The sequence below is a fragment of the Xanthomonas sp. CFBP 8152 genome (genome assembly GCF_014199025.1).
GTDB classification, from domain to species: Bacteria; Pseudomonadota; Gammaproteobacteria; order Xanthomonadales; family Xanthomonadaceae; genus Xanthomonas; species Xanthomonas arboricola_B.
Genome location: NZ_JACHNO010000007.1, coordinates 1 through 14,085, shown reverse-complemented (window position 1 = coordinate 14,085; position 14,085 = coordinate 1). Strand labels below are relative to the sequence as shown.

At 63.4% G+C, this 14,085-nt stretch carries 13 protein-coding genes and 1 pseudogene; 6 read left to right on the top strand and 8 right to left on the bottom strand.

Annotation, left to right across the window (positions count from 1 at the left end):
- Positions 1 to 124: 124 nt before the first annotated feature.
- Both FHT09_RS18500 and FHT09_RS18495 read left to right on the top strand, forming a co-directional pair.
- A complete protein-coding gene (locus FHT09_RS18500) occupies positions 125 to 1,108 on the top strand; it encodes a DUF1852 domain-containing protein (protein ID WP_104607074.1) in 984 nt (327 codons plus the stop codon).
- A gap of 28 nt (positions 1,109 to 1,136) precedes the next feature.
- Entirely contained in the window at positions 1,137 to 2,168 is a 1,032-nt protein-coding gene (locus tag FHT09_RS18495) for a methionine synthase (protein WP_104607073.1), read from the top strand.
- Positions 2,169 to 2,319: 151 nt separating this feature from the next.
- Here the strand turns inward: FHT09_RS18495 and FHT09_RS18490 are convergent, their stop codons facing one another.
- Positions 2,320 to 3,765, bottom strand: coding sequence for an OprO/OprP family phosphate-selective porin (locus FHT09_RS18490; protein ID WP_104607072.1), 1,446 nt, complete (start codon positions 3,763 to 3,765; stop codon positions 2,320 to 2,322).
- Between the two features lie 542 nt (positions 3,766 to 4,307).
- A complete protein-coding gene (locus tag FHT09_RS18485; protein WP_104607071.1) occupies positions 4,308 to 5,195 on the bottom strand; it encodes an SDR family oxidoreductase in 888 nt (295 codons plus the stop codon).
- A gap of 134 nt (positions 5,196 to 5,329) precedes the next feature.
- Here FHT09_RS18485 and FHT09_RS18480 point away from each other — a divergent pair, with 134 nt between their 5' ends.
- The 3 genes from FHT09_RS18480 to FHT09_RS18470 all read left to right on the top strand — a co-directional run bounded on the left by FHT09_RS18480 (position 5,330) and on the right by FHT09_RS18470 (position 8,856).
- Entirely contained in the window at positions 5,330 to 5,764 is a 435-nt protein-coding gene (locus tag FHT09_RS18480; protein WP_039513244.1) for a helix-turn-helix domain-containing protein, read from the top strand.
- Positions 5,765 to 6,265: 501 nt separating this feature from the next.
- Positions 6,266 to 6,763 (top strand): hypothetical protein, encoded by a 498-nt coding sequence (locus FHT09_RS18475; RefSeq protein ID WP_043088381.1) that lies wholly within the window; start codon positions 6,266 to 6,268, stop codon positions 6,761 to 6,763.
- The gene (locus FHT09_RS18470) at positions 6,760 to 8,856 is read left to right on the top strand and encodes a methyl-accepting chemotaxis protein (protein WP_258077266.1); all 2,097 of its coding nucleotides are present in this window, start codon (positions 6,760 to 6,762) and stop codon (positions 8,854 to 8,856) included. Before FHT09_RS18475 ends, FHT09_RS18470 begins: the two co-directional genes overlap by 4 nt.
- 190 nt (positions 8,857 to 9,046) lie before the next feature.
- On the opposite strand, the gene FHT09_RS18465 is transcribed toward FHT09_RS18470, so the two are convergent.
- From FHT09_RS18465 to FHT09_RS18440, 6 genes are all read right to left on the bottom strand, one after another.
- Entirely contained in the window at positions 9,047 to 9,508 is a 462-nt protein-coding gene (locus FHT09_RS18465) for an isoprenylcysteine carboxylmethyltransferase family protein (protein WP_104607102.1), read from the bottom strand.
- A gap of 99 nt (positions 9,509 to 9,607) precedes the next feature.
- Complete coding sequence (locus FHT09_RS18460) at positions 9,608 to 9,880, bottom strand: hypothetical protein (RefSeq protein WP_104607070.1); 273 nt, start codon at positions 9,878 to 9,880, stop codon at positions 9,608 to 9,610.
- A 27-nt stretch (positions 9,881 to 9,907) separates the two neighbouring features.
- The gene (locus tag FHT09_RS18455) at positions 9,908 to 10,408 is read right to left on the bottom strand and encodes a DUF5329 domain-containing protein (RefSeq protein WP_258077265.1); all 501 of its coding nucleotides are present in this window, start codon (positions 10,406 to 10,408) and stop codon (positions 9,908 to 9,910) included.
- A gap of 97 nt (positions 10,409 to 10,505) precedes the next feature.
- Positions 10,506 to 10,799, bottom strand: a complete 294-nt coding sequence (locus FHT09_RS20370; RefSeq protein ID WP_258077264.1) for a hypothetical protein — start codon at positions 10,797 to 10,799, stop codon at positions 10,506 to 10,508.
- A gap of 169 nt (positions 10,800 to 10,968) precedes the next feature.
- Positions 10,969 to 11,772, bottom strand: a complete 804-nt coding sequence (locus FHT09_RS18445) for a hypothetical protein (protein WP_104607069.1) — start codon at positions 11,770 to 11,772, stop codon at positions 10,969 to 10,971.
- Positions 11,773 to 12,213: 441 nt separating this feature from the next.
- Positions 12,214 to 12,471: a hypothetical protein gene (locus FHT09_RS18440; RefSeq protein WP_104607100.1), complete on the bottom strand. Its 258-nt coding sequence runs from the start codon at positions 12,469 to 12,471 to the stop codon at positions 12,214 to 12,216.
- Positions 12,472 to 13,219: 748 nt separating this feature from the next.
- On the opposite strand from FHT09_RS18440, the pseudogene FHT09_RS18435 reads away from it, so the two are divergent.
- Positions 13,220 to 13,992, top strand: a pseudogene (locus FHT09_RS18435) (IS3 family transposase); the annotation flags it as partial.
- Positions 13,993 to 14,085 lie beyond the last annotated feature (93 nt).

The following is a 14,085-nucleotide window of genomic DNA, read 5'->3' as shown; positions in this document are numbered from 1 at the left end:
CGGCCACAGGATCGGTTGGTGATTGCCCGCCGATCCGAAGTGGCGGCATCCACCCAGCGGGTATCCACACCTGCGCCGAGACCTGCGCTCGTATTCAATCCCGGAAACAAGGCGTCAACTTGCAATGACTCAAGAATTCACCTTCAGCATCAAGAGCCTGCGGTTTGACGAGGACTACCGTCCCGCGGCCAATACGCGTCATACGACGAACTTTGCCAACCTGGCCAGAGGGCAGCGTCGGCAGAAAAACCTGCGCAACACGCTTGCGATGATCGACAACCGCTGCAACGACCTGGCGCATTGGGACAACCCCAGGCGCGATCGCTACACCGTCGAACTGGACATCATCTCTGTCGAGATGAACATCGATGCGAGCGAACGCAGCGATGCATTTCCGTTGATCGAGATATTGAAACCCAGCATCCTCGACAAGACGACCGGCGCGCGCATCGATGGCATCGCAGGGAACAATTTTTCCTCCTACGTGCGCGACTACGATTTCAGCGTGCTGCTGCCAGCGCACAATCAGGATGCGTCCAGTTTCAGCATCCCGGAGGATTTCGGCAGCCTGCACGGAACGCTGTTCAAGCACTTCATGGACTCGGACGCCTACAGAGCGCGTTTCCCCAAGCCGCCGGTCATCTGCATCAGCGTCTCCAGCAGCAGGGTCTACCATCGAACCGGAAACCGGCATCCCGTCCTTGGCATCGAGTACAGACAGGACGAGTTCTCGTTGACCGATCGCTACTTCGAGAAAATGGGCCTGCAGGTGCGCTATTTCATGCCTGCGAACAGCGCCGCGCCGCTGGCTTTCTACTTCCTCGGCGACCTGCTGAACGACTACACCAACCTCGAGCTGATCGGCACCATCAGCACCATGGAGACGTTCCAGAAGATCTACCGGCCGGAAATCTACAACGCCAATTCCGCGGCAGGAGCCGTCTATCGGCCGAGCCTGAAGCATCAGGATTATTCGTCTACCCAGATCGTCTACGACCGGGAAGAGCGCAATCAGCTCGCGGTGTCGCAGGGCAAATTCACGCAGGAGCACTTCATCAGGCCGTACGGGACGATGCTCGCGCAGTGGGCTTCCAGCCACGCCTTCTAATCAACAGGAACGCAAGACACCACTCATCATGAAAAAGCTGCTCCCCACTTCAACCGCCGGTAGCCTGCCCAAGCCGTCCTGGCTCGCGCAGCCGGAGAAACTCTGGTCTCCCTGGAAGCTGCAGGACGAGGAACTGATCGAAGGCAAGCAGGATGCATTGCGTCTGTCGCTGCAGGAACAGCAGCATGCCGGCATCGATATCGTCAGTGACGGCGAGCAGACCCGCCAACATTTCGTCACCACCTTCATCGAACACCTCAGCGGCGTCGATTTCGAGAAGCGTGAGACCGTCAGGATCCGCAATCGCTATGACGCCAGCGTCCCGACTGTCGTGGGCGCGGTGAGCCGCCCCACGCCTGTCTTCGTGGACGATGCCAGATTCCTGCGCCAGCAGACCCGGCAGCCGATCAAATGGGCGCTGCCCGGTCCCATGACGATGATCGACACCCTGTTTGATGCGCACTACAAAAGCCGCGAAAAGCTGGCATGGGAATTTGCGAAGATCCTCAATGAGGAAGCCAGGGAGCTCGAAGCGGCCGGCGTGGACATCATCCAGTTCGACGAGCCGGCCTTCAATGTCTTCTTCGACGAGGTCAACGACTGGGGTGTTGCCACCCTCGAGCGTGCGGTCGAAGGGCTCAAGTGCGAGACCGCCGTCCACATCTGCTACGGCTACGGCATCAAGGCCAATACCGACTGGAAGCAGACCCTGGGGTCGGAGTGGCGTCAGTACGAAGAGTCGTTTCCCAAGCTGCAGACATCCACGCTCGACATCATCTCGCTGGAGTGCCACAACTCGCACGTGCCGATCGACCTGATCGAACTGGTGCGCGGCAAGAAGGTGATGGTCGGGGCCATCGACGTGGCAAGCAACACGATCGAAACGCCGGAAGAAGTGGCCGCTACGCTGCGCAAGGCGCTGCGCTTCGTCGATGCCGACAAGCTCTACCCGTCCACCAATTGCGGGATGGCGCCTCTGGCCCGTGACGTTGCAAGAGGCAAGCTCAAGGCCCTGAGCGCAGGCGCAGACATCATTCGCGCAGAACTGGCAGCCCGCTAGCGCGCCGGTGCTGGCGTTTGATGGGCGGCCGAAGCAGCAGGGCCGCGGCTAGCGTCATCCTGCCGACGCAAGCGGCCACCAAGGCTCGCGAGGCAATAACCAACAAGCCCCCGCACGCGGGGGCTTGTTCGTCTTCCATCACGTGCAGGGATCAGTAATTGACCTGCAGCTGCAGCCGCAGCAGATCGCCTTCCACCACCGGGTACGGCGCGGTGGTGACGTCGGTGCGCTTCATCTTCGAGTAGGCGAACACCAGTTCCAGCGCATCCATCGGCTGCCACTCGACGCCGGCCTCCACTTCGTCCAGCCGCATGCGCGGCGCATTGGTGTCGAACTTGGAACCGCCACGGTAGGTTTGCCACTTCAGGTAGGGCAGCAAGGGGCCGTGGCTGCCATCGTGCTTGTACATCGCCTGCACGTAACCGCCGCTCAGCGAACGGGTGCGGATGCGTCGCTGTGCCACATCCAGCTCCGGGCCGCGGCCGACCGTCCACTCGGCCTGCAGGCCGAACGGTTGCGGGTAGTAAACGATGTGCGCGGCCACGCGTTGGTCGGTATAGCCGTTCGGATCGGTGATGGCCGGGGTGAAACTGCGTCCACCGATGTTGACCGCAGCCGCCGTCGGCACGAAGCGGCCGCTATAGGCGTCGGCGCCCACTTCCAGGTATTGGCCATTGGCGAACTTGAACGGATAGGTGGCGTGCACCACCGCATGCATGCTGTCGTTGCGCTCGGCGCGGTTGGCGCCCTGGCCGTTGTAGACGCCGGCACCGATCACACCGTAATCGCCCGAGCCCTTCAAACCGGACTTGACCAGATCCTGGAAACGGCCCTTGGCCACGGTGGGGCTGTAATAGAACACCGCGCCGATATCGCGTTCGTCGCGCAGGCCGGAGTTGAGTGCGTCGGCGCGGTCCAGGGTGAGGCGGTTCTGGCTGGACTGCAGGTTCTCCCAGCCGTACGGCATCTTCGACTGGCCTACCCGCACGCGGTACTCGCGCTTCCTGTCGAAGTAGATGTCGGCATACGCATCGCGCAGCTGCGCGAAGTTGGAGGTGGTCGAACCGGTCGGCGTGCTCGCAAAGTCCGGCTGGAAGTACAGCGACACGTGCTCGTTGAGATCCCCGCTCAGTACCAGGCGCGCACGCCGGATGCCCAGGCTCTGGTCGTCGCCGATAAAGCGGTCGCCCGGCGCGCGCAGATCCTGCGCGTCGCCGCCGATGCCCTGGTTGTAGCGGATCTGCGTGTAGCCGCGCAGGCTGAGCTTGTCGTACCACTTCTTGCCGGCGTCGCCGGACGTGGCCGGCGCTGCTGCCGGTATGGGCGCAGGTGCGGCCTGGGCGATGGCGGTATCGGCTGGCACCGGCGCCGCGGGGGCCGGCGGCAATGCCGGGGCGGCCGGCATCGCCGACGTTGGCAGCCTGCCGTTCTCGTCCACCTGCACGAAGGTGCCCAGCTTGTCGCGCCCCGGTGCCGGCTCGGCGAAGATCTGCTTGGTCTTGCGGTCCACGTACAGCTCCAGCTCGGCAGCCAGCGTGCTGCCGCTGGCGGTCGCGCTGAGGGCGCACAGGACGGTGGCGAGATTGCGTTTTTTCATTGGTCCGGCTCGTGCAAGGGAAACGGGTCGGCGGCAGCGTCAGGCCGGCGCTGCCCGGCGGGGCGGCGAACACGGCGCCAGTGCGCCCAGCAAGGCGCCCGGTCGTCCTGACGGTGCGGCAATGCGTGCAGTTATATTTAGATTTGATGTCAGTTTGGTGACATCGCCAGACTTGCGCGCTGCAGCGCCTGTGTCAGCTGCGTGTCCGGCGCGTGTCAGTTATGCGACGCACAGAAGGCGGGCCCATCGGCGCGCGGCGTGGGCACCAGGCGCCGATGTGACGCTTTGGTTGCTGCCGCCGGCCATTGGCCTGCGGTGCCATGGGCAGATGGTGCCGCTAGGAGCAGCTGCCAACGCAAAGGCCGAAGGCGGGTGCTTGGCACGGCATAGCGTGCTGTCGTCGTCGCCAACGTGTGGGCGAGGGACGATGAATCAACACGTGGCAAAGGCGGGTCATCGCCCGCCTTTGCCGGATCACGCACCGCGTGGCGTAGCGCCGGGCCGGTGCGGCTGCACGGTGTCGCGCAACACCGTGCCAGGGCTCAGCCGGCCGGCGTCGCCTGCAGTGCCGCCGCCACCGCATCGCGCAGCGGGGTGGTCGGGCGGCCGATCAGCCGGCTCAGCGTGTGGCTGTCGTCGAACAGGCTGCCGCCGCGCGAGGATGCCGAGCACTGCGCCAGCACCTGTGCGAATGCAGCCGGCAGGCCGATCTGCACCAAGGCCGCCGCGTAATCGGCTTCGGGCAGGTCGTGATAGGCCACCGGCTTGCCCGACTGCTGCGCCACCTCGGCGGCATACTCGGCCATCGTGAAGGCAGTATCGCCGGCCAGCTCGTAGACCTTGCCGGCCTGCGGCGTGTCGGCGGCCAGCACCGCTGCGGCGGCCTCGGCATAGTCGGCGCGCGTGGCCGCACTGATCCTGCCCTCGCCGGCGCTGCCGATCACCGCGCCATGCGCCACCTCGGCCGCGATCGAGCCGGTGTAGTTCTCGGTGTACCAGCCATTGCGCAGCAGCACGTGCGGCACGCCGCTCTCGCGCAGCAGCGCCTCGGTGGCCACATGTTCGGGTGCCAGCGCCAGCGTGCTGGTATCGGCATGCAGCACGCTCGTATAGGCCAGCAACTCCACGCCGGCACGCTTGGCGGCCTCGATCACGTTGCGGTGCTGCGGCACGCGTTCGCCCACCGCATTGGACGACACCAGCAGCACCCGGCCCACGCCCGCGAAGGCCTGATCCAGGCTCTGCGGGTCCGCGTAGTCGGCGCGACGCACGGTGATGTCGCGTTTTGCGAACTGTGCGAGTGACGCAGTGTCGCGGGCTGTTGCTACGATCCGAGCGGCCGGGACACGCGCCAGCAGTGCGTCGACCACCAATGCGCCCAGCTGCCCGCTGGCGCCGGTGACGAGGATCAGGGGGGAGGTGTGTGCCATGATGAACTCCAGTAGGTATTGATAAGAGGTGTGGTCTACTATTTAGACTCTTGGTCCGCGCACCTATTGTCAGGGCCGTTCGAACCTCCGCAAGGAGGCAGTTTTTCACCCCCTGGTTACCGTGAGATCTCCCAGTGAACGCGATTGCTCTGTTTCCACCGCCACCGTCCCTGCAAGGTATGCCGTTCGACGCCACCAAGTGCCCGGTGCGCGACGTGCTCGATCAGATCGGCGACAAATGGACCATGCTGATCCTGCTGACGCTGATCCCCGGCCCCTCCCGCTTCAGCGCCATCCAGCGCGCCGTGCCGGACATCTCCAAGCGCATGCTGACCCAGACCCTGCGCAACCTTGAGCGTAACGGCATGATCACCCGCAAGGTCTACGCGACCAAGCCGCCCAGCGTGGAATATGCCTTGTCCAAGCTCGGCGTGGCGCTGCTCGGGCCGATCTCGCAGCTGCTCAACTGGGCAGGCGAGAATCATGCGGCCATCCGCTCCGCACGCGAACGCTTCGATCATGCCCAGCAGCCGGCGGTTGCGCTGGATGCCGACGAGGCGATGGCGTAAGCGTCGCCCTGCAGTATCGGCAAGCGAGCTGACGGCGCTGACCTGCCAGGTGGGCGCCTCGGCGCGTTGGTTGACCGCCTACGCGCTTGCACTAGGCGCAGCGGTGGATGGATTTCCGCGTCTGCCAGATATGCCTTGTTGAGGCATCGGTGCTCGGACCCTGAAGCGTGGACGGTTCAGTGGCGGGCCCGCCGTGCATCGCTGCTGTCGAGGGCACGCCTGGCGCCTGGACCCGACTCCAGAGTGACGACATCACAGCCACCACAGCCTGCCACGCACGCGGCGGGCCCGCCGCCGATCTGTGAACGCGTGCTCACAAAATCCCGCGCCGGATAAACGTCCGCCAGCGCCATCACGACGCGTGTCGCCCGCAAACCCTTGCGGCGTAACGGGCCTGCTGCACGCTATCGCTGCCATCACTAATTTCAATCGCAAGCCGGCTCAAGCGCATGCACCGGCATCCGATAAGGGGCTCACCTTATCTCGCGAAACCGCTGCGCCATGCCTGTCTTCGGCACCTTGTCCGCCTCAACGCGACGCACCCTGGGCGCTGCCCTGCTCGCGCTGTGGTGCGGCTGGATCGCCGTGGCCTGGACCACGCCACGTGCGCAAGCCACCGACGTCGCCAGTGCATGGGCGCAGGTCCAGGCCAGCCTGCCGGCCGCACAGCAGGCGCCGATGCTGATTGGCGTCGCCGGTGCCTGCGCCTGCACCGACCCGGCCGCCGATCGCGCCTGGGCCGTGCTCAGCAGCGCGGTACGTGCGCGTGGCGGCCAGGTGCGCATGCTCGACACCCCCGCGCTGCGTGGCAGCGGCTATGCCGTGTGGCTGCTCGGTGCCGACGGCCAACCGCGCTACGCCGGCCCCGCAGACGGCGGCGCGGTGTGCGGCACCGCCGGCGCGGCGGATTGGTCGCGCTGGTTACCCGATGTCCTGGCGCGCACCCCGGGTGCCGCGCTGGTGTCCCCTTGTCCCTGTGCCGTGGAGTCGCTGTCATGATGGAACTGTCCGCATCGGCACCGCCGACCTCCACCTACGCCACCCGCCTGGCGATCAAGGCCGACCGGCTGTTTCTATGGCTGGCCGTGCTGCAGAGCGTCGGCTCGCTGGGCCTGGCCTGGTACCAGGGCCAATGGACCACGTTTCTGGCGGTCACGCTGCCCAGCCTGTTGCTGATGGCCTGGCAAGTGCAGGCCAACCCCGGCACGCGCCTGACCCGCATCACCAACGCGCTGGTGCTGATGGCCCTGGTCGCGGCCACCATCCAGCAGGCGCATGGCCTGGTGGAAATGCACTTTGGCGTGTTCGTGATCCTGGCGCTGCTGCTGTACTACCGCGACTGGCTGCCGGTGGTGGTCGCCGCAGGCGCCATCGCCGTGCATCACCTGGCGTTCTACTGGCTGCAATCGCGCGGTATGCCGGTGCAGGCGTTCACCGTCGGCAGCGGCTTCGGCATCGTGGTGCTGCATGCCGGTTACGTGATCGTCGAAACCGCCTTCGTCTGCGTGATGGCCATCCAGCTGCGCCGCCAGGTCGATGCCCTCGACCACGAGGCCGAAGCGCTGGCCGAACTGGCCGACACCCTGGCCACCGGCGCCACCTTGCCGCCGGCCATCCTGCAGCAGCCTTTCCGCAGCGGCTCGCTGGCGCAGGCGTTGGTGCGCATGAGCGTGCAGGTGGAAGAGCGCATCGCCCAACAGCAGCAGCTGCTACTGGAAAATCGCCGTATCCGCCTGGCGCTGGATGCATCGGCAATGGCGGTGGCCATCGTCGACGGGCAGGGCGCTGCCATCTATCGCAATCAGTCGTTCCAGCAACTGAGCACGCAGGTCGATGCGCATGTGCTGCACACCGCACTGGCCGATGCGGTGCAGCTGGGGCATGACGCAGGCAGTAGCAAAACGCGCGCCCTGGCGGCGTTGCAGCTGCAGGAAAACATCACCCCGGTCCGCGATGACGACGGCGCCTCGCTGGGCGTGGTGGTGGAGTGGCAGGACCGCACCCAGGACCTGGCGCTGGAAGAGCAGCTGGCCACGGTCATTGCCCAGGCTGCGCGTGGCGAGCTCGGTGCCCGTCTGCAGGGGAATGCAAGGAGCGGCACACTCGGCCAGCTGGCCGAGGGCGTCAACCAGTTCCTGGCCATCACCGACGACAGCCTGCAGGACATGCGCCGCATGCTGGCGGCGATGTCGCGTGGCGATTTGACTCAGCGCATCGACCGCCACTGCGAAGGCGTGTTCGAGCAGATGAAGCGCGACGCCAATGCCACCGCCGACGAGCTGGCGCGCATCATCACGCAGATCCGCAGCTCCAGCACCGCGATCAATCACGCCGCCGGCCACATCCTGACCCGCAACGATGCCTTGGAGCAGCAGGTGCAGCGGCAGTCGGCCACCCTGGGCCGCACCGCCACCCAGATGCAGGCCGTGCTCGGCACCATGCAGGAGCACACCGCGCAGGCAGCCGACGCCGACAAGCTCACCGCCGCCGCATCCGAGGCCGCACGCAGCGGCGGCGACACCATGCACCAGGCGATGGGCACCATGCAGCAGATGGAACAGGCCTCGCGCCGCATCCAGGACATCGTCTCGGTCATCGACGGCATCGCCTTCCAGACCAATATCCTGGCCCTGAATGCCGCCGTCGAAGCCGCACGCGCCGGCGAAGAAGGCCGCGGCTTCGCCGTGGTCGCCGGCGAAGTGCGCGCGCTGGCATTGCGCTCGTCCACCGCCGCCAGCCAGATCAAGACGCTGATCGGCGAATCGGTCACGCATATGCAGGCCGGTGTGCAGCAGGTGCGCCACGCCGGCGAAGGCATGCAGCACATCGTCGCCACCATCGGCCAGGTCAGCAGCACGCTCAGCAGGATCGCCGTCGCCTCGCAACAGGAAGCCGGCAGCATCGCGCAGGTGCATCACACCCTCGCCGGCGTAGACGCCGACATGCGCGACGGGGTCACCCGCATGCAGGACGCCAGCGCCGCCGCACGCGCCATGGGCGACCATGCCGCGCAGCTGGAGGATGCAGTGAGTGCGTTTGTGGCGGAGATGCCGGCAAGCGCCGACGTCGTGAGCGAACGACGGGTTGCCTGATCCCGCGGGGTGCTGCTCTGGGCTTGCGCAAGCCATAGGCTTTGCCCTTGTCATCTCTGCAGCGCTACGCGTGATGTACTGCTGCAGGGGTGGGCTGCCGTCGGCGCGGTTGTGCCGCTAGGCCGTCCGCTATCGAGCATGGTCAGCCGGCCAGCGCCAAGCGAACGACTGAGTGCGTCGCCACACTCGCTCACAGCCAGCGTCGAACGCGCGCGCAGAATTCCGCATAGGCGCCAGGAAACCGGACAGCCAACTGCCGTTCCTCCGGCTTGATCTGAAAGCGCGTCACATACAGCACAAACAGCGGGACTGCCAGAAGTGCCACCGCATGGTGCAGATACAGCGTCCAGCCCAGCAGGATTACGGCGTGACCGACATACATTGGGTTACGGCTGTAGCGATACACGCCGCCAGTGATCAGTTGCGTGGCCAGCGCAGGTCTCAGTGGATTGACCGTAGTACCGGCGCGCTTGAACGCTAGCTTGGGAAGTCCATTGAGCGCAACGCCGACACATGTCAGTGCAACTGCCACAGGTGTGCGCAGTGGTAACGAGAATACAAATGCCGGCGTCAGACGCGCGAAAGCCAACGCAGCCAAGCCCAGCAACACCATCACGACCGGCGGCGGAATCTTCGTTTCAAGCCATTGCATGGTGCGGTTGACCGACATCATCTCCAGAGACACCCAACCAGAGTTGCCAGCCGAACCAGCGACGATGTCGAGTAAGCCTGCATGGCCAACATCGACACCTTATCGGTGCTGCGGTTTACGCCACGAGATCCAGATCCAACCTGCTGCAGCGCCGAGAAGGTTACCAAACAAGCCACCGGTCGCCCAGCGTTGGCCGCTGACGTGCGCCACCGCTACACCTGCAGCAAAACCGGCAAGTCCGAGTGCCGCGACTTTCCGCTGCTCAATCAGCCACTGCGCTTCCTTCGCACGCCTGGAACCTAAGGCCTCTTGTTCCGCAGCATCCCGCGCCAGCATCGCTTGAGCAATTGCATCTGCCTGAAAAGGTTTCATGTCTGCCAGTGATTGAAGATGAGCGGATCAAACCGCGGTGCGGGAATGGGTGGTTGTTGCAGAAGTCGTGCTGCTGCCCGAAGTTCGTCTGCGCAGCTCTCGCAGTTTGCCAGCAAACCACGACTGGCTCGACACCGGCGCAGCTCCACCGCAGCGCACTTGGTACGGCGTACCAGACATGCTGCTCTTGGTGGCAGCAAGCTCGATGAAAGATTCGGTAGACGTCACCAGCCCCTTCTTCTGCAGGTACTCATACTTTCGCTGCAAATGTTCACTGGCTTTGGGCGCCGCGTACCACGACCCATTGCGCGAAAACTCGCAGTTGGATTGCGCAAGGACCTTGAAAAGCTGATCGACCTCACGCGTGGTGGCGGGCGAAACCCCTTGGGCCGAAAGCGATGCACAGGCACCGAGCAGGAACAATGCAAGACACGATTTAACGTTCATCGACCGAATGGTAGCGCATGCCAGCGCCTTGCCGACCGGCATCGAGGAGCGGCACCGAAACAGCTGCGGATCCGCTGCCATGGCTGCATTTCCCAGCGGTTACCAGGCGGTATCAACGTCGGCTCCGGCAGCACAGAGCAGTCGGCGAGCGACATGCGCGTGTCACCTCATGCCGGCGTCAGATGGCACCACGCCGACGCGCCCAGGCAATGCCGAACACGGAGCCAAGCGACAGCCCCAGGCCGAGGCCTTGCGGCAGGTTGCCCATTGCTGCCCCGAGGGCAGCCCCCACGGCTGCGCCGATGCCAATGCTGATGCCGACCAATTTGGAATAGAGCTTGGTATCTGCTGGTTTCAACATGAGCATTCCTTCGTTGATAGTTGAACCGATCCACCTGACGATTACATTGCGCAGGCGGGAACTAACGCGCACCACGCGTACTGATTCTAATGTCTTGGGCTCGCCTTGCAACTCGGGAACTCCGCGCTGCGTAGCGGAAGCGTGACATCACGCCAACAAACAAGGCTGATTTTCAGCCCATGAGACGGCAATGCATGCCTGTTCAAGCGCATTCGGGCTCGTTATAAAAGCGTTGCTTTGCGAGCTCGGACAGACCAGCGGCAACGCAACAATGGAGTCATCAGGAAGGATGCTGAACATCGGGCGGCGCGTATCGCAGCAGCGTCGAACCCTCGAAGTAATTCCCGTAGTACTCGCTTGCCCTCAGCCCCGGGTTCGCCTCAAAATCGATGTAAGGCTCGGAACAATGCGGGCAGCGAAAGGGATTGAGATAGGCGTAGCTGGACCCATCCGGTGCCAACGGTAATGCGTCTTCCAGCACAGCAAGCGCTTCGGCATCCGGCTCGGACAGCGCTGCAGGGCTGCCAGGCAGGTGGCTGTCGACGGTGATGGTGTACTTGCCGGACCCCGAATAGAAGTATCCCGCGTTGCTAAAACCCGCGTGATAGGAGCGGATCAGGAACGAACGCTGGCAGTGGTCGCACTCACAGGAAAGCACCACATTGCCACTGGTGACGATTCCATTGAAGTGCAGCCCCCTGGCAAACAACCCCTTGCCTGCAAGTGCGGAACTGCTGACGCTGGCGCCCGGCAGGAAGAACGGCTGAAACCTGATCCCGGGTGCTTGGCCATTCGCAAACGCATCCGGCTCCAGCTGCTCGGTCTGCGAAATGACGCAGTCTGCCTGGCACCCGAGGTTGGGATGCACACGAACGGAGAAGTGGAACCACCCCGTCGCAGCACCGAGTTCATGCCGATGCACCTCTCCCGCTGAGTCGGCAAACTCCAGGACGCTATTGGCCTTCAACCATGCGGAAGGCTTGATCTCACACGGGACATCGCTCTCGGTAACGCGGCACAACTCTCGCCCATCGGCGCGAACGATCAATAACGGAGCGGCTTTCTTCTTGAAGATGGAGAACATGCTTTCCTTGGCGGCAACGCTTGAGTGAAAGATTGGAGCACTGGGAAATTGGATAAATTTTAAGGCTTTAGCTTCGCTTGTGGCGAGTCAGGGACCATCCCCATGAGAAGAGCAAGCAGACGCCAAAGAGCGTAAACAAAAAAACGGCAAGCCCGGCCCAGGATATGCCGAATAGCCAAACGCCAGCATGACGTGCGACCGGGTCTCTTGCGATGGAGGTAAAAGTGGCACAGGGCAAGAGAGTCCTGGTGTGATGCCACCAGGTGAGAGTGACGGAAATACCGAAGAACACGAGCAGTACAGCGAATAGCCGAAGAGCGCGGTATCCAACTGATGTCTTTGATGATGTCGGATGGGTGCGCATGTGCAGAGCGGCGTAACGCCTGAACTAGCTCGACTCGCAAAGCGGTTTCGGCTTGCGCGAATTGTCGGGCGGTTGGGTCACTGGCCCTGACTTCCGCTGGGCTGGCCAATGAGAGACTCAATGCCATCTTCTCGGATTGTCCGCCACCCCTCGTCCAGAGCAGCCTGATCTGTAGCGAACAGATCATCCCAGACGGTTGAGTTGTTGAACGAGTCAACAGCTTCAAGCGTCCAGTCGCTATCTGGCCCACGATAGATCTCGAAGCGAACCGTCTGCCCTTTTTTCGTGATCGACTGGCAGAGTGGCGACATTACAAGCTGGTACTTCTCTTCCATCATTACCTCAGTTTGGGATGTTGTTGTTTAAGCGATGCCACTAGTCACTGCTCCCGGCGCTGCCAGCGTCTCCACCATCACAGCCAACGAACCCAACGTCTTGGCCGTCCGATGCGCCACCATCGGATGATGGATAGAGCGGGTCAATGGTACTGGAAGATGTGGAGCCAGGTGCCTGAGAAGACGCAAATGCCGCACAAACGACCGCGCCAATGACTGGAACAAGCCAGATGACAGCAACTTGCAGTGCGCGTTGTGATGGCGACAGCGCCGAAACGCGAAGCACTGCAACCGATGCGACGATATTGCCAAGGGCGAGTACCAAACCCAATAGAAGCATCAACTCCATCCAGACCTCCAAAGTGGCCTGACTATTACTGGGGCTGCCCGTGTGCGGCGTAAAAATGATCCTCGCCGAGTCGTCGATGGCCGTCAATCGCTGCAAGCCTTTGCGGCAAACGCTCGTTATGTCAGCGCGGCCACCCGTGACCATGTGCTATGCCGTAGTCGAGTTGGTCCAACATGAGATGCAAGACGACAGCCGGATGTTCAATCTTTGTCCTCCTGCGCGAGGAGCGGTGAGCGCGCACAGCGTGGTAATAAAGCGCGTTACGCTCAGTGCTGGCGTGGGCATGCATGCTGCGCGGCGCATCTGCTTAGTCCTTGGGTGCCACGCTGACCGACGTCCCCCCAATTTTGAGTAGCGCCCCAGTTTGGAGTCCAATTCCCTACCCGAAGGAGATTGGACGTGAAGAAACGTTTTACTGACGAGCAAGTCATCGGCTTTCTGCGCGAAGCCGAAAGCGGCGTGGCGATCAAGGATCTATGCAGGCGGCATGGCTTCAGCGAAGCCTCGTACTACCTGTGGCGCAGCAAGTTCGGCGGGATGAGCGTTCCCGATGCCAAACGGCTCAAGGACCTTGAGGCCGAGAACGCGCGGCTGAAGAAGTTGCTGGCCGAGCAGCTATTCGAGAACGACCTGATCAAGGATGCGCTGCGAAAAAAGTGGTGAGCGCACCAGCACGTCGTGTGCTGGTGCGCGAGTGGATGGGGCATGGCGCCAGCGAGCGTCGGGCCTTGGCGGCGATCGGCATGAGCGCCAGTGCGCTGCGCTATTGCCCTGGCGAAGATCGCAACGTTGAGCTGCGCGAGCGCATTGTTGCGCTGGCGCATCGCCATCGCCGCTATGGCGTGGGAATGATCTATCTCAAACTGCGACAGGAAGGCCGCATCGTGAACTACAAGCGTGTGGAGCGGTTGTACCGCGAGCAGCAGCTGCAAGTCCGCCGCCGCAAGCGCAAGAAAGTGCCGGTGGGCGAGCGTCAGCCGTTGTTGCGGCCGGCGCAGGCCAACCAGGTGTGGTCGATGGACTTCGTGTTCGACCGCACCGCTGAAGGTCGGGTAGTCAAGTGTCTGGTCATCGTGGATGACGCAACGCACGAAGCGGTCACCATCGATGTGGAGCGCGCGATCTCGGGACATGGCGTTGTGCGCGTGCTGGATCGGCTCGCGCACAGTCGTGTAATGACCCACCGGTTTCCGCTCAGGTCATGCGGTTAATGTAGCGGTGTAGGCTGCGTCCGGGGTCATCATCTTCAGCGCTTGATGTGGGCG